Consider the following 23,217-nt stretch of genomic DNA (forward strand, 5'->3'; position numbering starts at 1 on the left):
AGGACAGGTTATCGATGGCTCCGCGTAGGGTGTTGGCTTTGAGTATTGTTGGCGCGACTTTGCTTGTTGCAGGCTGCTCGTCACGTTCGACACCGGCCCCTGTTGAGACACTCTATACGGGTAAAACGTATCAAGATTACGAAGCCGATAGCCTTGCTCAGGCACATCAATATCAAGTCCAAAGCGGCGAGACGCTCTATTCAATTGCTTTCCGTGCCAGTATGGATGTGAACAGACTGGCACGCATCAATGGGCTCGCCGAACCCTACACTATCTTCCCAGGACAAACGTTACGCTTAAAAGCTGCGACTCAAAAAACTACAAGTTCTAAAAAACCATCTTCAGAGAAGCAAAAAGATATAAGTCAAACCGTTGCCAAGCCCAATACGAAAGAGTATGTTCAAAATACATACAGCAAAAAAACGATTGAAAAACAAAAGTCTAAAACAAATGTTAAAGAGCGTGTGACGGCTAAGCCAAGTAAAAAGACAGCGCAAGTGGTCGCCACACGCCCAAGCTCGATGTCCGTAAGCAACAAGGACATCCAATGGCGTTGGCCCGTCAGTAACGATGTGATTCGTGACTTTTCGTTAGCTGAACGAGGTAATAAAGGACTTGATTTTGCAGGTCAAAAGGGTGATGTAGTAAATGCCGCTGCTGCTGGAAAAGTGGTGTATGTAGGAAACGGCCTTCGTGGTTACGGTAACTTAATCATTTTGAAACATAACGATGATTTTATTACTGCCTACGCACACAATGAAAAAATTCTGGTAAATGAGCAACAGTGGGTCGATGTCGGACAGCCAATTGCAGAAATGGGTGATTCAGGAACCACGCGCGTTATGTTGCACTTTGAAGTGCGTTATCGCGGCAAGTCAGTCAACCCGAGACACTACCTACCGAAATAGGTAAGTAAGCTGCTCGGCCTTGACTGATACACGTTGAGGTCTGTATGCAGAGTAGTGCAAGGGGAACGTCATGAGTAGTAAGCTTAAAAGCGAAGTAGAAGATGACATGAAAGAATCAGATGTGTTGGAGGACGAGGAAATAGAGTCCGAAGCATTATCTGACGATGTACGTGATAGCTCGGAAGAGGAACAAGCGCTTGAAGAAGCATTAGTTCATTCGGGTCAATATCAACGCAAAATGGATGCCACACAAATTTATCTCAGTGAGATAGGTTTCTCCCCCTTATTAACGGCAGAGCAAGAAATATTTTACTCAAGGCGCGCCCTTAAAGGTGATGCGGCTGCTCGCAAGCGAATGATTGAAAGTAATTTACGCTTAGTCGTTAAAATAGCACGGCGCTATTGCAACCGAGGCTTAGCACTTTTGGATTTGGTTGAAGAGGGCAACCTTGGGCTGATCCGTGCCGTTGAAAAATTTGACCCCGAGCGCGGTTTTCGTTTTTCAACCTACGCCACATGGTGGATCCGACAAACCATTGAACGGGCGATAATGAATCAGACGCGAACGATTCGGTTGCCCATCCATGTGGTTAAAGAACTCAATGTGTATTTACGTGCTGCGCGCGAGCTCGCTCATAAGCTCGATCATGAGCCGACCGCTGAAGATATCGCAGCCAGTTTAAATAAGCCGGTCGAAGACATCACTAAAATGTTGAGACTTAATGAACGTGTGACTTCTGTTGATACCCCGATCGGGGGTGAAAATGATAAGGCACTGCTTGATATTCTGACTGATGAGGCTGATGACGGCCCCGAAGGCGTGTTGCAAGACGGTGACTTAAAAGAACGCATTACCGAGTGGCTTGAAGCGCTTAATCCAAAGCAAAAAGAAGTGTTGGCGCGTCGGTTTGGGTTACTTGGTTATGAGCCATCAACGCTTGAGGACGTCGGTCATGAAATTGGTTTAACGCGCGAGCGTGTGCGGCAGATACAGGTGGAAGCTTTACGGAAGTTACGCGACTTCCTGCGTCAGCAAGGACTGACGCTAGAAGCCTTATTTACCGCGCGTTAAATCTTTTTACGTTTTTCATTAAGCCAAATAAGCGCTTGCATTGGAGTCATTTGGTCCAAGTTAAGCGCTTCAAGCTCCTCCCTTAATGGGTCTTGAGTTGGCTTAGTGGGTGTTGTCTCCGGTAGAGGCATTTCCATTTGCTGACTTTTGGGCTCGGTTTCTAGCTGCGCTAACTTTTGTTTAGCCCGCTCAATCACAACGTCAGGCACGCCTGCTAATTTTGCTACTTGCAACCCAAAGCTGCGATTCGCTGCGCCCTCGCTCACGCTATGCAGAAATACAATATGATCGTTGTGTTCTTGCGCTTCAACGTGAATATTACAGCTGTTATCAAGCCGTTCGGCAAGCTCTGTGAGCTCAAAATAGTGTGTTGCGAATAATGTGAGACAATTGAGCTGTGACGCGAGTTGTTCAGCCACTGACCAAGCTAACGATAAACCGTCGTATGTTGACGTGCCACGACCTATCTCGTCCATCAGCACCAAGCTATCCGCTGTGGCGTTATGTAATATGTTAGCGGTCTCTGTCATTTCGACCATAAACGTCGAGCGACCTGATGCGATGTCGTCTGATGCGCCAATACGTGTGAATATACGGTCAACATAACCAATTTCAGCAGTTTGGGCAGGCACAAAACAACCCATGTGAGCCAAAATTACGATCAGTGCGGCCTGTCGCATATAGGTCGATTTACCGCCCATATTAGGGCCCGTGATCATCAGCAGGCGACGGCGATGCGACATGGTCAGATCGTTGGGTATAAAAGGTTCATCACTCAAACGCTCAATCACGGGGTGACGAGCTTGAGTTAACGTCAGCACACCGCTTTGCTGGACGAGAGCGGGGCGACAATAGTTTTGTTCAATTGCGAGGGTTGCAAACGCACACAGCGTGTCTAGTTCGGCAATGGCCGAGGCGGTTTGTTGTAGCGCCTCAACAAATGGCAGACAATGATCGAAAAGCGCGTCATATAGCGCTTTTTCACGTGCCAACGATTTCGCCTGTGCCGTTAGCACTTTGTCCTCATGCGCTTTTAATTCAGGAATAATATAGCGTTCAGCGTTTTTCAATGTTTGCCGGCGCTGATACTCGGCAGGGACTTGATGACCATCACTTTTTGAGGTTTCTATAAAGTACCCGTGCACCTTGTTGTAGCCGACTTTTAACGAGCCAATGCCAGTTTTTTCGCGCTCACGACGCTCAAGGGCGGTTAAGTAATCCGTTGCCCCCGTAGCAAGATCGCGCAGTTCATCAAGCTCGGCATCATACCCAGGGGCAATAACACCACCGTCGCGAATAAGAACAGGGGGTTGTTCAATGATCGCTCGGGTCAGCAAGTCTAATAATTTGTCAAAAGACGCTATTCGCTCATTGAGGTAATTAAGTGCGTTAGCGGTGCAGTCTCGTTTAAGTTCTGGTAGCCGTGCCAAACTATCGCGCAGTCTGGCAAAGTCACGTGGTCGCGCACTTCGCAAGCCAATACGTGCAACTATACGTTCAATATCGGTAATCGCTTTAAGTTGTTCGCGTAGGTTGAGATAGCGATCCTCAGCTTGTAGCGCGGAAACGGCATCGTAACGTTGGTTTAATATTGCGTGATCGCGAAGCGGTCGCTGCAGCCAGCGCTGGAAGTTACGGCTTCCCATAGCACAGACGGTTTCGTCCAGTACCGCAGTGAGGTGTGTCGACTCGCCTTGAGTACTCTGATTCAATTCGAGATTTCGGCGCGTCGCGGCATCTAGAATAATCGCGTCATCGGTCGGTTCGCGCATTATCGAACGAATATGGGGTAACGCAGCGCGTTGTGTATCTTGTACGTAATGCATGACGGCACCGGCACTGCCGAGTATTGGATCTTGCTCACTAAAGCCAAATCCCTCAAGGTGATGCGTTGCAAATTGCTGCGTGAGTAGTTTGAAAGCGGTATCTGTATCAAACTCCCAAGGCGAGCGTTTACGACAACGACAGTGCGCAAGTGGTAGCTGCGTTAAGTTCATGCCCTCGGGATACAGTAATTCAGCCGGCTGTAAACGTTGTAGTTCGGCGGCTAACTGCTCGCGAGATTGCGGCTGACTGAGCCAAAAGCGGCCACTGCTTAATTCTAACGTAGCAAGCGAAAAGCCAGCTTTGCTCTCGCAAATGGCTGACAACAGATTTTGTTGCTTATCGTTGAGTAATGATTCATCCGTAATGGTGCCCGGCGTTAAAATACGTACAACTTTACGTTCAACAGGACCTTTACTTGTGGCGGGATCGCCTATTTGTTCACAAATAGCAACCGACTCACCGCGGGTAACTAATCGGGCTAAATAGTTTTCAACCGCATGGTAAGGTACACCGGCCATTGGGATCGGTTCGCCATTGCTGGCGCCGCGTTTAGTTAATGAGATATCTAATAGTTGCGCCGCTCGCTTGGCATCATCATAAAACAGTTCGTAAAAATCCCCCATGCGATAAAACAGCAACATATCGGGGTGTTCTGCTTTGATTCTTAAGTACTGTTGCATCATCGGCGTGTGCGCCTGAATGCTCTGTTCAGAGGTCGGTGAGACTGGCATACTATTGTTATCTTTATTCAACGAGGACTGCGTCTATGGTAACAAGTGGCGGAAACTGGGCGCAACTGATTAAACGCGCAAATGCGTTAGCAGAACAGTTAAATCAACGTCAGCAAACCGTGGCTACAGCAGAATCGTGTACCGGCGGTGGAATAGGCTACCTTCTTACAGAAATTGCGGGTAGTTCTAACTGGTTTAATGGCGGCCTTATCACCTACACTAACGCGTTAAAGCAGCGTCTACTTGGCGTGTCGAGTGAAGTACTCGAGCAGCAGGGTGCAGTTTCGAGCGCTTGCGTTGAGCAAATGGCTCGCGGTGCGATTGCGCAATGCCAGAGTGATTGGGCGATCGCCGTTAGCGGCATTGCGGGACCTGGCGGTGGCACTGATGAAAAGCCTGTCGGACTGGTGTGGATGGCGATCAGTGATGAAACCTGTTGCGATAGTTATCAACAAGTGTTTGCAGGGGACCGCAGTGAAGTGCGGTTAGCGACGATAGACTTCGTACTGAAGCGACTAATAGAAAAATTGAAGAAATAAACTTGATACTGTGAATTTATACAGTATACTCACAGGTGTTAACGAAACAAATTGGAGCATAGCATGAGCAACGATCGTTCAAAAGCACTGGACGCCGCCTTAAGCCAAATCGAACGTCAGTTTGGTAAAGGTTCTATTATGCGTTTGGGTGACAACCAAACGATGGACATCGCATCGGTATCAACCGGTTCGCTAGGCCTAGATGTCGCCTTAGGTATCGGTGGTTTGCCATTTGGACGAGTAGTTGAAATCTACGGTCCAGAATCGAGTGGTAAAACAACGCTGACTTTACAAGTCATTGCTGAAGCGCAAAAAGCAGGTAAAACGTGTGCATTCGTCGATGCTGAGCATGCATTAGATCCGATTTACGCAGAGGCGCTTGGCGTACGTGTAGATGACTTGCTAGTTTCTCAACCGGATACAGGTGAACAAGCGCTAGAAATTTGTGACATGTTAGTCCGTTCAGGTGCCGTTGATGTGGTGATTGTTGACTCAGTTGCAGCGTTGACACCTAAGGCAGAGATTGAGGGCGAAATGGGCGACAGCCACGTTGGCTTGCAAGCCCGTTTGATGTCGCAAGCACTGCGTAAGCTGACCTCTAATATCAAAAAGTCGAACAGCTTATGTATCTTCATCAACCAAATACGTATGAAGATCGGCGTGATGTTTGGTAACCCTGAAACCACAACGGGCGGTAATGCATTGAAGTTCTACTCTTCTGTGCGTTTAGATATACGTCGTACCGGCGCGCTTAAAGAAGGTGACGAAGTGGTCGGCAATGAAACGCGCGTTAAAGTCGTCAAAAACAAAGTAGCTCCACCGTTTAAAGAAGCGAACTTCCAAATTATGTATGGGCGTGGCATCTCTAAAGAAGGCGAGTTGGTCGACTTAGGTGTGAAGCATAAGCTTGTCGATAAAGCGGGTGCTTGGTACAGCTATAAAGGCGATAAAATCGGTCAAGGTAAGGCGAATGCGATGAAGTTCTTGCAAGAGAACCCTGCCATTGCTGAAGAGATCGAGGCTCAGTTACGTGAGCTCTTACTCGTTAAACCGGCTAAGAAAAATAAAGAGGAAGCGCCTGCTACCGACGCAAATGATAAAGGCAAGGCAAAAGCTAAAGCTGATACCGATGATGATTTGTCATTGAGCTAATCGCTGTAGATTAAGAAAAAAGCGCCTAAAAGGCGCTTTTTTTGTATCGGTGTGTCCATGTCCGTAACAGCTATATACGCGGCGGTTGAACGGAAAACAAGTCTTGATGCAGTTTAGCCGCGTAAGCGTCGGTCATTCCGGAAAGATAGTCAGAAATGACACGTGCCGCATTTAGGCCTTGTCGCTTAGCTGTCTGGTAACGTGCAGCAGTATTTTCAGGCAATAAGCGCTCGGGCTCTACCGATAATGCATCGAACAGTTCCATTACAATTTGCTGGCCTTTGAACTCCTGCACTTGCATCTCAGGTTTTCTTATTACGAAAGTAAAAATGAAGTGCTTCAAAGCATTCAATAGCTGCTGTTCTGTTTCCGCGAGCTGCGCTTTATAGGCTAACAAGTCAGATTCAAATTGCTCATCCTGGCACACTAATTGGGTCGAGGTAAGTATGCGATTGACTAAACTACCGATGGCCGCTTTGCGCTCATAATGATGACTTGAGAACAAATGATCAGTCAGTTCCACTGCATCAAAATCTGCCAACGAAGACGCGAGCTCTTGCAGTTTTGGGAACATTTGCTCTAGCCATAACTCACGGTTTATCAAGCCCACGACAATCGCGTCCTCAAGATCATGCACACCATATGCGATATCATCCGCAATCTCCATAATGGACGCATCCACGCTTTTAAATGCGCTGCGACCATGACGGTCGGTGGTTGGCATGTCGCTAAATTGGCCAAAGCGAGCGCGGTCGCTTTCACAAAGCGGGTCAAGCAACCAATCTAATGCGGCTGTATCATCATCGTAGAGCGCTTTTGCCGGTAGCCATTGACGGGTCGGTAGATGACGGAAATGAGTGACATCATCGGGCAAAATCTCGCGTCGCGCCGACGACATCAAGACTGGATACTTGAGCAAACCAAGAAGCGTACGACGAGTTAAATTCATACCCGCGTTGGGTGTATATGCTTCAATTTGAGTGACAATCCTAAATGTCTGTCCGTTACCTTCAAATCCGCCATGATGACGCATCATATAGTTAAGTGCGATTTCGCCACCGTGTCCAAACGGTGGGTGACCGATATCGTGAGCAAGACAAAGCGATTCGATTAATGACTTGGATAAACCCAATGTCTTACTGATTTGCGGCTGCTGCTGGCTTAAATGAGCCACTAAACTCGAACCGATCTGACTCGCCTCTAATGAGTGTGTCAATCGCGTACGCGGGAAGTCGTGCATTCCGATATACATCACTTGGGTTTTTGCTTGTAGTCGACGAAATGCAGCTGAGTGAAGAATACGCGCTTTATCGCGTTGAAAGGCTGAGCGTGTATCGCCGTTGCGGTGTGGGGTAGGAGCGTAGCGTGATAGCCATTCCGATGAGCGCATGTTGACGTCCTTAATAGTTACTGTCTCCCAATTTCTCGAGCCCAGGCTTGAGCCTGTTGATAATAAAGTACGAGTGTCTTTGACTCTACTCTCAACCGTTCAGCAATCAGCTCAAGTTTAGCCCAGTCTGTTGTTTCTAGAGCTTCACAAGCTTTTAAGAAGAAGCTCAGCGGTCCTTTACCTTCGATAAGCGGACGTTTAATTTCAGCTGCAATGGCGACGCCTGAGAGGATGGCGTTCAAATCGTTGTCCATCATGGCATCTAGCTTTGATAACAATCCAGTAAGGAATGCACTTGCAGCGTCTGCACCGTAGTTTTTATTGTGTAGCGCTAACTGCTCCATAAATCGAGCGCGAACAAAAGAGAGCTTTATGAGCTCATCAGGTTTTCCCTCTGCGAGGGTTGCCGTCGCTATTAACGCGGTAAACTTACGTAGTTCCGCCTGACCGAGCCTAACAATAGCTTGCTGGATCGAGTGAATTTCTGATTGGCGTTTAAAAAATGCTGAGTTAACAAACCTGAGCAGCTTATAGGTCAATCCAACATCTTGCTCTATTAAATCAGCGATAGCATCAACCTGGTAGTTGGCATCACTGGTGAGTTCTAGCAAGCGCATACACACGGTTTGAGATGAGCTTAATGCGCGTCGTTGCATCATTTCTGGACGCGCGAAAAAATAACCTTGGAATAGGCTAAAGCCTAACTCGCGCGCTTGCGAAAACTCGTCCGGCGTTTCTATTTTTTCGGCAAGATATTGGCCGTTAAACGCGCGTAGTTGTTTAAGTACTTGACGAATCTGAGCAATCGATAATGCTTGGAAGTCGACTTTGATGATATCAATGTACGGTAAAAACCGTTGCCATTGTTCTGAATACTCAAAGTCATCGAGTGCAATTTGATAGCCTTCGGATTTAAGTTCCTTAACTGCTTCGAATACACAGTCTGAAGGCGAAACAGTTTCGAGTAATTCAACAACCGTGCCTTTACAGGGCAGTAAACGAGGCAAATGATCGATAATCGCTTGCTCGGAAAAGTTTACGAACGCGTGATGATTATCCGTTAGCTCGCGGATCCCAGTATTGAACTCACCACCATCAACAAGACGTAATGTTGCCTCATCAGAGGTTACATTAGGAAACGCGTTATTAGGACCATCTCTAAATAGCAGTTCATAACCGTATAAATGCTTGTCGTGAGTTAAGATGGGTTGCCGTGCAACGTAAAAGAACACTGAGTAGACTCCGAGCTTATAAATACTCTATCCTAGATGATAGTTTGTACAGTTTACTCACATTGTTAATCATTGGGAAGTCGCTAAATGTCAGAAGTGAAAGTAGCGCTCGCACTTGGATCGGGCGCAGCTCGCGGTTGGTCTCACATCGGTGTTATAAAAGCGTTAGAAGAAATGGGTGTGCATATTAATATGGTGGCAGGCACCTCTATCGGTTCGCTTGTCGGCGCAGGCTACGCATCCGGTCGTTTGGAGGAAATCGAAGACTGGGTGCTCAACATGGGTCGCTGGGAAGTTTGGAACCTTCTTGATTTTGGTTTTAACCAAGGTGGCCTAATTGGTGGCGAAAAAGTATTTAATGTGGCGCGGGAGCAATTTGGCGCTAAAAAGATAGAAGATTTGCCAATCACCTATGGTGCGGTTGCCACTGATTTATACAGTGGTCGAGAAATCTGGTTGCGAAAAGGTGACTTATATGATGCGTCGCGCGCTTCATGTGCCATGCCAGGTGTTTTGGCTCCGACGGCCTTTGATGGTCGCTGGCTGATCGACGGGGGCCTTGTAAACCCCGTTCCCGTATCGCTTTGTCGAGCGCTGGGAGCCGATTTTGTAATTGCGGTACACCTCAACTCGCAGTTAAATTCACGCGCTGTCGAACAACGAGGTCGCAAAATTCCACCACAAACGGAAGCTGAACAGGTTCAAAAAGAACAAATGGAGCAAAAGCGCTCAGATGGGGAGCACGGTTTTTTTGAAAATTTCTTGTCGAGCAGTACGCACTACATCGATAACCTGAAAGATCGTTTTAAAGCGAATCCAAATAAGCCACCAGGGATGTTTAGCGTGATGTCAGGTGCTATCGACATTATGCAGGAGCGTATCACCAAAGCACGTATGGCAGGGGATCCACCTGACATACTGATTCAACCTAAATTAGGTCATATCGGTATTATGGAGTTTGATCGAGGTAACGAAGGTATTGAAATCGGTTACGAAACCACCAAACGTATGGAAAGTTTGATTATGGAAGAAATTCAGCTGTTCGCAGAACGCCGAGGTTGAACCTTTGTTTTATCAACACTATAAAAAAAGCCACCGTTAAGGTGGCTTTTTAGTATCTGACTGCAATGTATCAATACAGCGTTTTACTTCGCAGTGTGGTAATGGTCGTCCATGATTTTTTCCATCTCATCGAACTTATCACGGAGGTTTTGATCCGGCTCTGCGGTTACCAAACTACCGACAATAATAGCGATGGTTGAGATGATGAATCCCGGTACGATCTCATACACGTATGCGCTGAGGTGCTCACCGCCAACGGTTGGACCATAAATCCAAACAAGTACTGTGATTGCACCGAGAAGCATACCTGCTAGGGCACCATGACGGTTCATGCGGCGCCAGAACAAGCTGAGGATAACGACTGGACCAAATGCGGCACCAAAGCCTGCCCATGCGTTAGACACTAACGAAAGAATGGTGTTCTCCGGATTCCAAGCCAGCCAAATAGCAACCAATGAAACCACGAGTACCGAGATACGGCCTACAGCTACCAACTCTTTCTCCGAAGCATCTTTACGTAGGAACGCTTTATAGAAATCTTCGGTGAGTGAACTTGAGCTTACTAGCAGCTGCGAAGAGATGGTACTCATGATAGCCGCAAGAATCGCTGCTAACAGGAAGCCACTAATGAGTGGGTGGAACAAGAACTGTGAGAAAATGATAAAAATCGTTTCCGCATCGTTCAGTGTCATTTGAGTTTCCGCGACATAGGCAATACCAACAAAGCCTGTCGCCATTGCACCGATGATTGAAACGAACATCCAGCTAATACCAATGCGACGCGCGTTCTTGATGTCACTGACTGAGCGGATCGCCATAAAGCGCACGATAATGTGGGGTTGACCAAAGTACCCCAGACCCCAGGCGAGCAGGGATATTATGCCGAGTGCCGCAAGACTCTCGCCAGTCGAACCATCCATAAAGAAGTCGAGGAACTGCGGATTAATATCTTTGACTTGACCGACCACATCACTGTAACCACCGAGCTCAGCAAAGGCGACAATAGGCACCAGTACCAGTGCGACAAACATGATACAGCCTTGCACAAAGTCGGTCATACTGACTGCGAGGAAGCCACCAAATAAGGTGTATGCACAGACAACACCGGCGGTTACCCACAAGCCGGTGGTGTAGTCCATGCCAAAGGAGCTATCGAATAGCTTACCCCCTGCAACCAGACTCGCTGACGTGTAAAGGGTGAAGAAGATAATGATAACGACTGACGAGAATATACGTAATGCACGTCCTTTATCATTAAAACGGTTAGCAAAATAATCCGGAATGGTAATCGCATCATCTGCAACTTCAGTGTACGTACGCAGTCGTGGCGCGACAATGACGTAGTTGAGATAAGCGCCAATGACCAAACCCACAGCAATCCATAGTTGCGATACGCCGGCAACATAAATCGCTCCGGGTAGACCCATCAACATCCAACCACTCATGTCAGACGCACCTGCAGACAGCGCTGTCACAGCCGGTCCCAATCCACGACCACCTAGCATATAGCCTGATACAGAATCCGTTGATTTTTTATAAGCATATAAGCCAATGCCTAGCATGACCATAAAGTACAGCGCTAGCGATATCAGAGTACCTGTTTCCACATTAAACTCCTGTCTTGTTATTCGGTAACCTTAGCGCTCGAGTTACCGGTTATTTGAGAATGATTCGTTAAGTGTTCGTGCAACAACGCTTCAATGTAAGGTTGTTGCTTCTCTGTTAATAAACGTTCTGTTTCATTAAACGCGATCATTTTACCACGATATAAAATTAAGATCTTGTCAGCAATATGTTTCACGATTTGTGGCGAATGTGTCACGATAATGTATGAAATACCCATATCTTTTTGAAGATCGAGCATTAAGTTAATAATTTGTGCTCTAACAGATGGGTCCAGTGCGACCAATGCTTCGTCAGCTACGACGATTTGCGGGTCAAGGATAATGGCGCGCGCTATTGCCACCCGCTGCTTTTGTCCGGTCGACAACATGTGCGGATAAAAGGCCGCGTGTTCCGCCAACAACCCCACCTTACGTAACGTACTATTAATCAGCTGTTTTCGTTCACTACTGGGCATATCGCGATTAAATAAAAGCGGCTCTTCCAGTTGTTGTCCAACCGTTAGCTGTTGGTTTAGAGACTTATCGCTGTCTTGAAAAACCATGCGAATGTTTTGGCACCGACGCTTAGATTGAGCGTAGTTAAGTTTTTGACCATTTAAATAAAGTTCGCCGCCAGTCGGTGCCTCAACGCCTGCGATAATCTTAGAAAGCGTTGATTTACCAGAACCTGTTTCACCCATAATGGCCAGGGTTTGGCCTGCCTCAAGGGTAAAAGACGTAGGTTCTAACGCCACTGACTTTTTACTCCAAGGCCAAGCTCTGCGAGGCCTAAAGGTCTTAAATAAGTCGACAGCTTCTAGTAAGTGGCTCATGATTCTGGCTCATTTAGCGGAAAATGACAGTAATAACTTTGCTCTTCACGATGGCGTACCAGTGGCGCCTTAACGCATTGCTTTTGTGCGTAAGGACATCTGGGGCCAAGCCGGCAACCGATGGGCATATGACGCAATGTGGGAACCGCACCCGGTAAACTCGGTAATTTAGATTTTGGGTCCAGTTCAGCGTGCGCTTGCAGGCTCATCTTTATCATTGCATCGGTGTAAGGATGAGCAGGGCGATTTAAAATAGTTTCAGTATCACCATGCTCCATCATTTGTCCGCAGTAGAGCAAAGAAACTCGCTGCGTGGCGGGTAAGATCGACGCCACGTCTTGCGTAATTAAAAGTACCGACATGTTCTGACTGACTGCTAGTTTACCTAGTAGACGTTGGATCTGGTCCTTAGTGGATGGCTCCATCGCGGTCGTGGGTTCATCGGCAATCAATAACTTAGGACGGTGAGCTATCGCTATAGCGATACTTACCTTTTGTGCAACGCCTTCCGATAACTCATAGGGATAGCTTTGCATAATTGCGTCATGGTCACGAATGCCGACGCGGTGTAGCAACTGCGCTACGCGTGTTTTGCGATCAATGCGGCGGTGCATAAACGTGCCGGTCACGTCGCCCGCAGGAATAGCTTCAGTGATTTGTTCTGCTACCGTCGAATTTGGATCGAGATAGGCGAGGGGATCTTGGAAAATCATCGCCATGTCACGCCCAGTAATTGCACGGCGCTGCTTTGGCGTCATCGCTAGCAGATCTTTTCCGTTCCACCATAAGCGGTCAGCGGTGACGTCCCATAGTGGATTCAATACACCAATCACTGCTTTTGCGAGCAAACTTTTACCCGAGCCGGACTCGCCGACCAATGAGTGCACTTCACCCTCTTTAAGCTGCAGGCTGACCTTATCGAGAACACGCACTCGGCCATGAGGGCCGTCCATCTCGATAGTCAGATTGCGAATATCTAATAGGTCCATATCAGGTATCCATGCGTTGTTTGATGGCACGGCGTAAGCTGTCACCGACGACATTAATGGCCATTATGGTGACAAATAGTGATATCCCAGGAAGCACCATACTCCAAGGCGACAAATATACCTCGTCCAAGCTGCGTGCCAACATACTACCCCATTCAGGTGTTGGGCTTTGCACGCCTAGACCTAAGAAGCTGAGCGCGGCAATATCCATAATTGCGACAGACAATGCGACCGTCAGTTGCATAACCAAGCTTGGGGTGATGTTGGGTAGAATGACGCGATACATCAAGTACGTGTTACTGCAACCGTTCAAACGTGATGCGGTGACATAATCTTTTTGCCACTCTTGGTAAACCGCGTTGCGTGTTACATAGATGAATTGGGGAATCAACGACAATGTAATTGCGATAATTGCATTACCTAAACCGGCCCCCAGTATGGCGATCAACACTAAAGCTAACAAAAACGAGGGGATTGTTAGTAACCGGTCCAGTGTACGACCTAAGATGCGCAACTTAGATTGGGTATCTGCGCCCACCATGGCGCCGATGAAGATACCCACGGTTGAAGCTAAGATAACAATGACGATAGGTAGGCCAAAGCTGAAGCGTCCTCCAATCAGTAGTCGCGATAGCATATCTCTGCCTAAGTCGTCAGTACCAAACAAAAACTGCATATTACCGTCATGCGTCCAGCTTGGCGGTAAGGAAATGGCATCGACAAACTGAACGTTCGCGGAATAAGGAGTGATTACTGGGGCTAAAATAACCAGTAACAATAGGCTACCGAGCAGCCACAGTGAGATCATCGGAGCTAGCCGACGTTTAAAGGCAAACCACACCAACTGCAGAGGCGATGGATTGCGCTCTTGATAATACAGTTCAATATCCGCCATATCGCTCTTCTCGAGTCATTGGGAAACGCCAGCCACGGTAAACTTCAACAAGTAAGTTAAGCACTAGTATCAGTGCCATTAGTGTAAATAGCACCATCTGAATAATGGGATAATCACGCTCAATAATTGCTTTTAGCAACCATGCGCCCGCTCCAGGCCAGTTAAAAATATGTTCAACAATCACCAAGTTCGCCATCATTAAACCAAAAATAAACGTCATTTGTGGCAGAACGTCCTGTAAAACGTTGGGCAAAGCATGCCTAAACAGCAGGCGCTGTTGACTCAATCCGCGCGCTCGTGCTGCTTTTACATAAGGTTTTTGCAGTACTTCAATGGTTTGGTTGCGGGTAATTCTCAGTAACAACATGGATGGTAAGCTAGATAATGTCAGCACAGGAAGTATCAAATGCAAAGTGGCGTCCTGTAATGCAGCGAGTTTATATTGACTATCGCTCAGCAGAATATCAATGATGACCGAGCCCGTAACAGAATCGATAGCATACAATGGATTGATCTGTCCGGTGATGGGTAACCACTCGATTTGCACCGCAAACAATAAAATAAGCAACTGAGCCAGCCAGAATACAGGTATTGAGTATCCCGTCATGGCACTGGTCAAAATGAATTTATCGATATTGTGGCGGAAGTAGTTGGCGGCGAGCATACCCAATGGCATGCCAACAACTACAGCGACCAAGAAACTTAACAGTAAAAGTTCAGCACTAACAACCAAGTAGGTGGCTGCATCCTGCCAAACACCCGTGCCCGTTGAGAGTGATAGCCCCCAATCAAGTCGAACAATGTGCTCGAGGTAATTCAAGTATTGCTGGATAATAGTACTGTCAAAACTGCGACTGGTTAAAGCAGCCTCATAAGCCGTTTGCCCCTCGCGTATCCCGCTCATATTGGTAAGCGGATCACCAGGGAAAAGCCAATTGAGAGCAAAGGTCACGACACTCAGCACTAATAGTGCGAGGAAAAAATAAAACAGGCGAGTCATCAGGTAACGTGTCATTGGGCGGGTTGCTCCTTACCTGCTAAGCGGAAACTAATTCCGCCGTAAGGGGGCAGTTCAACACCCTTTACATATTCGCGTTGTGCCTGATAGCGCATTGAGTGGGCTATCGGCAACAAAGGCTGTTGTTGCATCAACAACTGTTGGGCAGCGTGGTATAACTGCTTTCGTTCTGCGTTATCAGTGGTTGAGATGGCTTGATACAGAATTTGGTCAAAACCGGTGTGGCACCAGTTGGCGCGGTTACTGCCACTGGCGACCGCAGCACAGCTTAGCAACGGGCGGAAAAAGTTATCTGGATCGGCGTTATCTGCATACCAGCCGATAAGTACAGAATCATGTTCGGAACGGCTTAGACGTCGTCTAAAGGTATTCCATTCATAACTTATAATGCGCACATCAACGCCAACTTCGGCTAAATCAGACTGCATCAGTTCAGCCATTCGGCGAGCATTAGGGTTATAGACCCGCTGAACCGGAATCGCCCAAATGTCCATTTTGAATCCTGGTTGAATGCCCGCTTCACGGAGCATTTTACGCGCTTTCTCTGGGTTATATTGATACTCAAGCTCGGCATCGGTAGACGCCCATGAAGTGGGCGGAAGAATTGATTCGGCAAGTTCAGCGTTACCATAATATATGGTATCAATAATCGCCTTGCGGTTGATCGCGTAACTGAGTGCTTGGCGTACTTGCGGATCGTCAAAAGGTGGACGTTGCGTGTTAAATGCCCAAAACGAAACGTTCGGACTTACTTCAGAGCGCACTTCAATTTCTTCCCGGTTGAGCGATTTTAACTCACTCACCAAAGGATACGGAATCACATCACACTCGCCGGTCACCAGCTTAAGCATCCGCTTATTTGCGTTAGGTGTGATGGAAAAAACTAATCGTTCAATCTCTGGTCCTTGGCGCCAGTAGTTTTCATGGCGCTGGTAACGAATATGGTAATCCTTTTTAAACGCCACGAACTTAAATGGGCCGGTGCCAATTGGCTGCTTATCAATGAGTGCTTGTTGATCGTTCGCAGTTAATTGATCGGCATACTCTTTCGATAAAATTATCGCAAAGTCGGTGGCTAGATTCGCTAAAAATGAACTATCTGGATGGGTAAGCACGATATCTACAGTGTAGGTGTCGACTTTCTCAACATCACTGATAAGTTGATCGAGCCCGGTCGCTGCGAAGAAAGGATAAAAGCCTCCGCCGACTGAATGGTATGGTGCTTCGGTATCAAGCCAGCGACGAAAGCTAAACACCACATCGTCTGCATTAAAAGTACGTGTAGGCGTAAAATAATCGGTACTATGAAAAGTAACCCCTCGGCGCAACTTAAAGCGGTAGCGCTGGCCATTGTCGAGTGCTTGCCAGTCTGTTGCTAAAGCGCTGACGAAAGCTTGCTGCTCTGCATCGTAATCGATTAATCGGTCGTATAATTGTGAGGCGGTGGCGTCGACGGTAGTACCTGAAGTGACCCGCTGCGGATTGAAGCTCTCGGGGTTTCCCTCAGAGCAATATATAAGCCCGTTTTGCAACGGTTCCGGGACATCTGTCTGCTCACTGCAACTTAATAAAAAGAAGCCAGTAAAAGCAGTGACTAAAATCGACTGTTTAGACATTGTATTATTGCGTTCCCTCGAGCAATTGGTACTTTTTCAGATAGCCACGCAATTGATGATAAGTTAAACCTAAATGCTTTGCCGTGCGCTTCTGGTTATATTGACATAATTTCAGGGCTTCGGTCAGCAATTGAATCTCAAATTGTTGCGATTGTTCTTTCAAGTCGATGGGGTTTTCTAAATTAATTCGATGCGGCGCCGTGTCGCTTACATCCTGGTCAGCGTGCGTTTCATCATCGTTTGAGCCGTGGCTTGGTTCTGGTTGTGTGACAGGTGTGCTGCTTGTCTCACGAAGCGGCGTATGGCTTTGTGGACGGAATGGACTATCAAAGGCATCGAAGATAATTTCGGTTACTGGAATATGACCATTGCCCGTTCGATAGACACTGCGTTCGATTACATTCTTTAGCTCACGCACGTTACCAGGCCAGTCATAGTCCAATAGCGCGCGTTTAGCGCGCTCACTAAAGCCGCTGAATAGTTCATATTCTAATTCGCGCGCCATATTAATCGCAAAGTGCTCGGCTAATATCATGATATCTTCGCGGCGATGGCGTAGAGGCGGCAAGGTAATCACATCAAAGGCTAAACGGTCGAGTAAGTCATGTCGGAATTTTCCAGCCGCCGCCAGGCTTGGTAAATCTTCGTTGGTCGCGGCAATAAGTCGGGTGTCCACTTTGATGGGACGGGTGCCACCCACACGCTCAAACTCACCGTATTCGATAACTCGCAATAGCTTTTCTTGTACTAGCATCGAGGTGTTGGCGAGCTCATCCAAAAATAAGCTGCCGCCATCGGCACGCTCAAAGCGTCCTTCATGACGTTTTGAGGCTCCAGTAAAGGCTCCTGATTCATGACCGAAGAGCTCGCTCTCTAGCAAATTATCGTTTAACGAGGCACAATTCAGCGTGACGTATTTTTGGTCCCAACGCTGAGACAGATAGTGGCATCGTGCGGCAATCAGCTCTTTACCTGTCCCGCGTTCACCAATAATGAGGATAGGCTTGCTCAAAGGGGCAACCTGAGACACGTGCTCGAGGACTTCGATAAAACTATTTGACTGACCAATAAGATTATCGGAAGGGCGGCTTCGACTCATTTGATTATTTTTCCATTTTTATAGTTATTTTTGCTAATTATTAGTCAAATTTACATAAAAAGGCAAGTGCTAAAAATTGTATTAAGCAAAAAAAACAAGCAAAAACAATAAATTAGAAACTAAATACAAGTTGGCGTGGATATTGAATAGATCTTGGCACGGTCGTAAGACCCAATTTGTATTTAACACTACGGGGTATTAGTTATGGGTATCTTTTCACGCTTTAGCGATATTGTTAACTCAAATATCAACTCACTGCTTGATAAGGCAGAAGATCCACAAAAAATGGTTCGTCTCATCATTCAAGAAATGGAAGACACGTTAGTTGAAGTTCGATCAACATCAGCGCGCTTGATTGCTGAGAAGAAAGACGTACAACGTCAACAACAACGCGTTGAGCACGAAGTATTGGATTGGGAAAACAAAGCTGAGTTGGCACTCTCTAAAGAGCGCGAGGACCTGGCAAAACAGGCGTTAATTGAGAAGCAAAAAGCGCAGCAAGCGGTTGACTCATTACAGCAAGAGTTAGAGCGAGTTGATGAGAGCTTATCGAAACTTAACGATGAAATCTCACAATTGCAGGAAAAGTTGGCCGATGCAAAAGCGCGTCAAAAGACGATCCTAATGCGCGAGAAAACCGCTTCAAGCCGTTTGCAAGTGCGCAAACAAGTTGATAGTGGCAAAGTAGACGAAGCGATGATGAAGTTCGATCGCTATGAAGCTAAAATTGACGATATTGAAGCTCAAGTTGATGCTTACGATATGGGCAAACGCACTTTGCGCGATGAATTTGCAGAGCTCGAAAATGAGAGTAAAGTGACTGATGAACTCGAGGCTTTAAAAGCGCGCATGAACGCAAAAAAGAACGAGAACAGTCAATAACTTAGCCTTTAGGACGAAGCAATATGGACTTTCTAGAGTTTTTGATGGCGCCGATTATCATATTTTTGGTGATTGTTGCCCCCATTTGGTTGATTCTTCATTACAAGAGCAAGCGTAATGCAAGCCAAGGTATCAGTGAAGAGGAACGCAGCCAACTGAATCAAATGAGTGAGCGAGTAGAGAAAATGCGTGAACGCGTGCAAACGCTTGAACGCATCTTAGATGCTGACTCACCTAGCTGGAGGGAACACAAATGAGTGCTACTGAACGCAAACGTCAGCTCCAACGTAATCCAGAAACAGGTAAGATCGCCGGCGTTTGCGCCGGCCTTGCCGACTACTTAAATATCGAAACTTGGGTTGTACGGTTGATTTTTTTCACCGGTCTTATTTTCTCTCAAGGTTTCTTTTTAATACTTTATATCGCGGGTTGGTTAATTTTAGATAAAAAGCCACGCTCGGAAGGGCACCATGATATGCACATCAAGACACGTGTGTATGGTGGTGGTAAACCCGCAAGCCAAGCTGTCGTAGAAATGGAGCAAGAATTGAAATCGTTGGATGAGCAAGTGCAACGGATGGAAAAATACGTGACTTCGGCACAGTACAATTTGAATCGTGAACTAAAACAGCTGTGATTTCACTGAAAAAGACTCAACAACAAACCCGCGATCTCATTAATCGCGGGTTTGATCGTCATATTAGACTGGCGGTTACAGGCCTCAGCGGTGCGGGCAAAACGGCACTCATTACCGGTATGCTTGAGCAGGTGTTGAACGGTTACGATGCGAAGCAGTTAGCGTTCTGGCAAGTTAAGCATTCTGGCCGTTTGCTAGGGAGTCGTCTGATAGAAAACCGTGATTGGTCGACGCCACGGTTCGCGTATGAAGAGGCGGTGAAAGTGCTTACTTCGGCACATCCGAGTTGGCCGTCGTCCACTCGTGATGTCAGTGAAATTCGTTTTGAAATTAAATACCAGCCACGTTCGGGTCTTGCTAAACATCTAATGGATGAGCGTCGACTCGTAGTTGAGTTAGTCGACTACCCCGGTGAATGGTTATTAGACTTACCGTTATTGCAAAGCCATTACGGCGCTTGGTCTGCTCAGCAGAATCAATTGAATCAACAAGGTGAGCGCGCCAACCATTTTGCGTCATGGTATCAGCACGCTCAATCGCAACTTAAAAATGAATCGGTATCTGATACGACCCTGCGAGAGCTGGCACAGGGTTATCAGCAAGCTTTAAAATCAGCTCAAGCAGCGGGCTTTTACAACCTGCAACCGGGTCGTCATTTGCTTCCAGGACAACTTGAAGGAGCGCCTGTGTTGGCGTTTTTCCCTTGGCCATTCAGCGATCAAAATGCTACGCAATTTGAACATTTAAAGCGCGTATTTGAGCGTTATAAGGAACAGGTCATCAAACCGTTTTATAAGAATCACTTTCAAGGATTTAATCGACAAGTCATTCTGGTAGACGTGCTCACCGCGCTCGAACAAGGGAAGGCGCGCTTTGATGAGCTGATAGAAACGCTAACGGGTCTGTTAAATAGTTTCGAATATGGCGAGAACGCGCTGTTAAGGCGGATAATTTCACCTGCTATTGATAAAGTAGCGTTGGTGGCTTCCAAAGTCGACCATGTGGGACCGGATGGGCAACAGGCACTAAATCAATTGTTGGCTGAAATGTTACGTCGTTCACGTCAGCACTTTCAGTTTGAACGGATCGAGCATGAGCTATTCGCTGTGGCCGGGATTGCAACTAGCAAAGCAGGGCGTTTAAGCGACGGTACCGTGGTGTTAGATGGTTACCTAAAAGACAATCAAAAAGTACGTATTGGCGCGCCAACGGTGCCAACGCAGTTACCCAACGCCGATCAATGGCAGCAGGGCTTTGAGTTTCCACAATTCGTGCCGCACTTTAGTGCTGCTGATTCGCCCCTACCGCACATTCGGCTCGATCAGCTACTCGAGTTTCTGTTAGGAGATAAGTTGAAGTGAAGCAGGACAGCCAATTAAAGTTTTATGCTATTGACGAGCCCGTTGATACGGTTGAGGACGAGACCGCAGATATGAATGCGGATGCGGCTAAAACGATTGCGGTATCAACACAGCGAAAAGACAGTAATAAACTGCGAAAATTGGCACTGGTAACAATAGTAGCCGTATTGATCGGGGTGCTTACGGAGACCGTACTTGGCATCTATTCCGCCTTTCAAGCTTCATTCTGGCTTGGTTCCTTGTGGCTCGTGATAAGTGTGATGCTGTGTTTGACGCTCTTTGGCTTTTTTATTCGCGAGTGGTGGCTATTAAGAAAGCTGAAGCAGCGTTGGCGGATGCAAAGTCAATTTGATGAGCAATCACACATTCGGGCATTGCAACGACCCGACTTAGAACAACAATGGCAACAACAACGTCAATCGCATTGGACTGATACTGAAGTTACGACACGTTTTGAACAAGATATTTTAGCTAAAGTTGATCAAACTGCTGTGCGTCGGATCCGTAAGTGGTCTTTGGAAGCAGCCGCGTTGGTCGCTATCAGTCCAAGCAGCCTGGCTGATATGCTACTGTTGCTTTGGCGCAACCAACGTATGATCAGCGAACTGTCCCAACTCTACGGTGTGAAACTTGGCTATTGGAGCCGCATTAAATTATGGCGTCATATACTGACAAACTTAGCTTATGCGGGAGTGAGTGAGCTTATCGTTGATATGGGCAGCCAATGGTTAAGCACCGAGTTGGTTGCACGTCTCTCGGCACGTGCGGCTCAGGGCGTAGGCGCGGGATTGCTAACGGCACGTTTAGGTTTGCAAACGATACGTTTGGTCAGACCCTTACCCTACGTTCACACGCAAAAACCAAGCTTACTATCAATGCAAAAGCTGTTGGTTAAGGATTTGGCAAAACAGTTTCCAACAATGTTTAAAACTAAACCCGATCACGCGCCATCCCAAAACAGCCATTCATTATAGCTGGTTAGACCAGTTAAGTGGAAAAATAGCGTTACAGCCGCTTGCATAAATGTCGGCGGCTGAAGCATTGCCTTTTGATAGCGTCTGAATGCACTCTTGTTCCATAACAAAAATATGACAAATGAATATTTTTTGGTCGTGACTTTGGGACGGAATAATGAGCGAAGGTAAGCAGTCAACGGAACATCATCAACTAGCCACGCAAGTCATCCACGGCGGTAAAGCGCCGCAGGATCCTGAGGGTGCATTGGTCGCTCCGTTGTATCAAACATCGACATTTAAATTTAGTCATTCTGCTCAAGGGAGCGCTCGATTTGCCGGTGAAGAACCAGGCTATATATACAGCCGTCTTGGTAATCCGACGATCACCCAATTAGAAACTCGCGTCGCCGGGCTCGAGGGCTTTTCAGCGGCCGCTGCAAGCGCGACCGGCATGGGAGCGATTGCGGCGACCACCATGGCGCTCGTGCGTTCAGGTGATCACGTGTTGGTCTCCGACGCGATTTACGGCTGTAGCTTCGCATTGTTCAGCGAGTTATTTGAGCGTTTTGGTATCGAGGCCGAGTTTATTGATATGGCTGACCCAGACCAAATCACCGCGCATTTGCGCGAAAACACGCGGTTTGTGTTTATTGAGACGCCCGCAAACCCACATCTAAAGCTACTCGATATTGCCGCAATCAAAACAGCGATGGGTGGCAGTGCAGCCAAACTAATCGTTGATAATACCTTTATGACGCCTCTGTTGCAGCAACCTAAGTCGCTGGGCGCAGATATTGTGATTCATAGCGCCACGAAATTTTTAAACGGTCATGGTGATGTGGTGGCGGGCATTGTATGTGGTGACGAGGAAACCATCGCTGATATTAAAATGACAACGTTGAAAGATATGGGCGCGACGATGAGTCCCCATGATGCATGGCTCATTTTACGAGGCCTCAAAACACTCGACGTTCGCATGCAACGACATTGCGATAACGCCGAGAAAGTTGTCAGTTTCTTGCAGCAGCATGAATTGGTCAAAAAAATCTATTACCCCGGATTAGAAAACCACCCCAAACACGATTTGGTAGGTACGCAGATGCAACGCGCAGGCGCTGTGATTGCGTTTGAACTGCATAGCGACGAGCAGGGCGCGCGGGCATTTTTGGATGCGCTGGACATGATTGCACTCGCAGTGAGTTTAGGTGATGCCGAGACCTTGATTCAACATCCAGCCTCCATGACGCATTCACCGTATACACCTGAGGCGCGTCAAGCCGCGGGCATTAGCGATACGTTACTGCGTATTGCCGTGGGTTTAGAGGATGCTAACGATATCATCGCTGATCTTAAGCAAGCGCTTGATAGTGTTGCCAGCCGCTGGCGTGATTCGGCATAGCCATACAGACTTTAA

At 47.2% G+C, this 23,217-nt stretch carries 21 protein-coding genes; 11 read left to right on the top strand and 10 right to left on the bottom strand.

Annotated elements, in window-relative coordinates:
• Window positions 1-14 precede the first annotated feature (14 nt).
• Both BFR57_RS09500 and rpoS read left to right on the top strand, forming a co-directional pair.
• On the top strand, window positions 15-908 hold the full coding sequence (locus BFR57_RS09500) for a peptidoglycan DD-metalloendopeptidase family protein (RefSeq protein ID WP_071463714.1): 894 nt from the start codon (window positions 15-17) through the stop codon (window positions 906-908).
• 70 nt (window positions 909-978) lie between these two features.
• Window positions 979-1,980 carry an RNA polymerase sigma factor RpoS gene (rpoS, locus tag BFR57_RS09505; RefSeq protein WP_071463715.1) on the top strand — a complete coding sequence of 334 codons (1,002 nt, stop codon included), beginning with the start codon at window positions 979-981 and terminating at the stop codon, window positions 1,978-1,980.
• Here rpoS and mutS read toward each other — a convergent pair.
• On the bottom strand, window positions 1,977-4,538 hold the full coding sequence (gene mutS / locus BFR57_RS09510; protein WP_071463716.1) for a DNA mismatch repair protein MutS: 2,562 nt from the start codon (window positions 4,536-4,538) through the stop codon (window positions 1,977-1,979). The genes rpoS and mutS overlap by 4 nt on opposite strands.
• Before the next feature lie 35 nt (window positions 4,539-4,573).
• Between mutS and BFR57_RS09515 the strand changes: the two genes are divergently transcribed.
• Entirely contained in the window at window positions 4,574-5,077 is a 504-nt protein-coding gene (locus BFR57_RS09515) for a CinA family protein (protein ID WP_071463717.1), read from the top strand.
• Window positions 5,078-5,140: 63 nt separating this feature from the next.
• Window positions 5,141-6,229: a recombinase RecA gene (recA, locus tag BFR57_RS09520; protein ID WP_071463718.1), complete on the top strand. Its 1,089-nt coding sequence runs from the start codon at window positions 5,141-5,143 to the stop codon at window positions 6,227-6,229.
• Between the two features lie 70 nt (window positions 6,230-6,299).
• On the opposite strand, the gene BFR57_RS09525 is transcribed toward recA, so the two are convergent.
• Window positions 6,300-7,619, bottom strand: coding sequence for an anti-phage deoxyguanosine triphosphatase (locus tag BFR57_RS09525; protein ID WP_071463719.1), 1,320 nt, complete (start codon window positions 7,617-7,619; stop codon window positions 6,300-6,302).
• A 17-nt stretch (window positions 7,620-7,636) separates the two neighbouring features.
• The gene (locus BFR57_RS09530) at window positions 7,637-8,851 is read right to left on the bottom strand and encodes an EAL and HDOD domain-containing protein (RefSeq protein WP_071463720.1); all 1,215 of its coding nucleotides are present in this window, start codon (window positions 8,849-8,851) and stop codon (window positions 7,637-7,639) included.
• Window positions 8,852-8,938: 87 nt separating this feature from the next.
• Between BFR57_RS09530 and rssA the strand changes: the two genes are divergently transcribed.
• Window positions 8,939-9,913, top strand: a complete 975-nt coding sequence (gene rssA, locus BFR57_RS09535) for a patatin-like phospholipase RssA (protein WP_071463721.1) — start codon at window positions 8,939-8,941, stop codon at window positions 9,911-9,913.
• 83 nt (window positions 9,914-9,996) lie between these two features.
• On the opposite strand, the gene putP is transcribed toward rssA, so the two are convergent.
• From putP to pspF, 7 genes are read right to left on the bottom strand one after another with little or no spacing between them, the layout of a single operon-like run.
• The gene (gene putP / locus BFR57_RS09540; protein WP_071463722.1) at window positions 9,997-11,520 is read right to left on the bottom strand and encodes a sodium/proline symporter PutP; all 1,524 of its coding nucleotides are present in this window, start codon (window positions 11,518-11,520) and stop codon (window positions 9,997-9,999) included.
• Window positions 11,521-11,537: 17 nt separating this feature from the next.
• Window positions 11,538-12,350, bottom strand: coding sequence for an ATP-binding cassette domain-containing protein (locus BFR57_RS09545; RefSeq protein WP_071463723.1), 813 nt, complete (start codon window positions 12,348-12,350; stop codon window positions 11,538-11,540).
• Complete coding sequence (locus BFR57_RS09550) at window positions 12,347-13,339, bottom strand: oligopeptide/dipeptide ABC transporter ATP-binding protein (RefSeq protein ID WP_071463724.1); 993 nt, start codon at window positions 13,337-13,339, stop codon at window positions 12,347-12,349. The genes BFR57_RS09545 and BFR57_RS09550 overlap by 4 nt, the downstream gene beginning before the upstream one ends.
• Before the next feature lies 1 nt (window position 13,340).
• Complete coding sequence (locus BFR57_RS09555; RefSeq protein ID WP_083405107.1) at window positions 13,341-14,234, bottom strand: ABC transporter permease subunit; 894 nt, start codon at window positions 14,232-14,234, stop codon at window positions 13,341-13,343.
• Window positions 14,221-15,249, bottom strand: a complete 1,029-nt coding sequence (locus BFR57_RS09560; protein ID WP_071463725.1) for an ABC transporter permease — start codon at window positions 15,247-15,249, stop codon at window positions 14,221-14,223. Before BFR57_RS09560 ends, BFR57_RS09555 begins: the two co-directional genes overlap by 14 nt.
• Complete coding sequence (locus tag BFR57_RS09565; RefSeq protein WP_143441070.1) at window positions 15,246-16,868, bottom strand: ABC transporter substrate-binding protein; 1,623 nt, start codon at window positions 16,866-16,868, stop codon at window positions 15,246-15,248. Before BFR57_RS09565 ends, BFR57_RS09560 begins: the two co-directional genes overlap by 4 nt.
• Before the next feature lie 4 nt (window positions 16,869-16,872).
• On the bottom strand, window positions 16,873-17,967 hold the full coding sequence (gene pspF / locus BFR57_RS09570; protein ID WP_071463726.1) for a phage shock protein operon transcriptional activator: 1,095 nt from the start codon (window positions 17,965-17,967) through the stop codon (window positions 16,873-16,875).
• Window positions 17,968-18,171: 204 nt separating this feature from the next.
• Here pspF and pspA point away from each other — a divergent pair, with 204 nt between their 5' ends.
• The 6 genes from pspA to megL all read left to right on the top strand — a co-directional run bounded on the left by pspA (window position 18,172) and on the right by megL (window position 23,202).
• The gene (pspA, locus tag BFR57_RS09575; RefSeq protein WP_071463727.1) at window positions 18,172-18,849 is read left to right on the top strand and encodes a phage shock protein PspA; all 678 of its coding nucleotides are present in this window, start codon (window positions 18,172-18,174) and stop codon (window positions 18,847-18,849) included.
• Between the two features lie 23 nt (window positions 18,850-18,872).
• Window positions 18,873-19,106, top strand: coding sequence for an envelope stress response membrane protein PspB (gene pspB / locus BFR57_RS09580; protein ID WP_006956019.1), 234 nt, complete (start codon window positions 18,873-18,875; stop codon window positions 19,104-19,106).
• Window positions 19,103-19,486 (top strand): envelope stress response membrane protein PspC, encoded by a 384-nt coding sequence (pspC, locus tag BFR57_RS09585; protein ID WP_071463728.1) that lies wholly within the window; start codon window positions 19,103-19,105, stop codon window positions 19,484-19,486. Before pspB ends, pspC begins: the two co-directional genes overlap by 4 nt.
• Window positions 19,483-20,847: a YcjX family protein gene (locus BFR57_RS09590; protein ID WP_083405108.1), complete on the top strand. Its 1,365-nt coding sequence runs from the start codon at window positions 19,483-19,485 to the stop codon at window positions 20,845-20,847. Before pspC ends, BFR57_RS09590 begins: the two co-directional genes overlap by 4 nt.
• Window positions 20,844-21,821 carry a TIGR01620 family protein gene (locus BFR57_RS09595; protein WP_071463729.1) on the top strand — a complete coding sequence of 326 codons (978 nt, stop codon included), beginning with the start codon at window positions 20,844-20,846 and terminating at the stop codon, window positions 21,819-21,821. Before BFR57_RS09590 ends, BFR57_RS09595 begins: the two co-directional genes overlap by 4 nt.
• 157 nt (window positions 21,822-21,978) lie before the next feature.
• The gene (gene megL, locus BFR57_RS09600; RefSeq protein WP_071463730.1) at window positions 21,979-23,202 is read left to right on the top strand and encodes a methionine gamma-lyase; all 1,224 of its coding nucleotides are present in this window, start codon (window positions 21,979-21,981) and stop codon (window positions 23,200-23,202) included.
• The last annotated feature ends 15 nt before the right edge of the window (window positions 23,203-23,217 follow it).

The sequence above is a fragment of the Idiomarina sp. MD25a genome, from assembly GCF_001870515.1.
Classification (GTDB): domain Bacteria; phylum Pseudomonadota; class Gammaproteobacteria; order Enterobacterales; family Alteromonadaceae; genus Idiomarina.

Bases quoted from the DNA above. Each gene is read 5' to 3' on its own strand.
- BFR57_RS09500 (WP_071463714.1), top strand. From the start codon at position 15: ATGGCTCCGCGTAGGGTGTTGGCTTTGAGTATTGTTGGCGCGACTTTG.
- rpoS (WP_071463715.1), top strand. From the start codon at position 979: ATGAGTAGTAAGCTTAAAAGCGAAGTAGAAGATGACATGAAAGAATCA.
- mutS (WP_071463716.1), bottom strand. From the start codon at position 4,538: ATGCCAGTCTCACCGACCTCTGAACAGAGCATTCAGGCGCACACGCCG.
- BFR57_RS09515 (WP_071463717.1), top strand. From the start codon at position 4,574: ATGGTAACAAGTGGCGGAAACTGGGCGCAACTGATTAAACGCGCAAAT.
- recA (WP_071463718.1), top strand. From the start codon at position 5,141: ATGAGCAACGATCGTTCAAAAGCACTGGACGCCGCCTTAAGCCAAATC.
- BFR57_RS09525 (WP_071463719.1), bottom strand. From the start codon at position 7,619: ATGCGCTCATCGGAATGGCTATCACGCTACGCTCCTACCCCACACCGC.
- rssA (WP_071463721.1), top strand. From the start codon at position 8,939: ATGTCAGAAGTGAAAGTAGCGCTCGCACTTGGATCGGGCGCAGCTCGC.
- BFR57_RS09545 (WP_071463723.1), bottom strand. From the start codon at position 12,350: ATGAGCCACTTACTAGAAGCTGTCGACTTATTTAAGACCTTTAGGCCT.
- BFR57_RS09550 (WP_071463724.1), bottom strand. From the start codon at position 13,339: ATGGACCTATTAGATATTCGCAATCTGACTATCGAGATGGACGGCCCT.
- BFR57_RS09555 (WP_083405107.1), bottom strand. From the start codon at position 14,234: ATGGCGGATATTGAACTGTATTATCAAGAGCGCAATCCATCGCCTCTG.
- BFR57_RS09560 (WP_071463725.1), bottom strand. From the start codon at position 15,249: ATGACACGTTACCTGATGACTCGCCTGTTTTATTTTTTCCTCGCACTA.
- BFR57_RS09565 (WP_143441070.1), bottom strand. From the start codon at position 16,868: ATGTCTAAACAGTCGATTTTAGTCACTGCTTTTACTGGCTTCTTTTTA.
- pspF (WP_071463726.1), bottom strand. From the start codon at position 17,967: ATGAGTCGAAGCCGCCCTTCCGATAATCTTATTGGTCAGTCAAATAGT.
- pspA (WP_071463727.1), top strand. From the start codon at position 18,172: ATGGGTATCTTTTCACGCTTTAGCGATATTGTTAACTCAAATATCAAC.
- pspB (WP_006956019.1), top strand. From the start codon at position 18,873: ATGGACTTTCTAGAGTTTTTGATGGCGCCGATTATCATATTTTTGGTG.
- pspC (WP_071463728.1), top strand. From the start codon at position 19,103: ATGAGTGCTACTGAACGCAAACGTCAGCTCCAACGTAATCCAGAAACA.
- megL (WP_071463730.1), top strand. From the start codon at position 21,979: ATGAGCGAAGGTAAGCAGTCAACGGAACATCATCAACTAGCCACGCAA.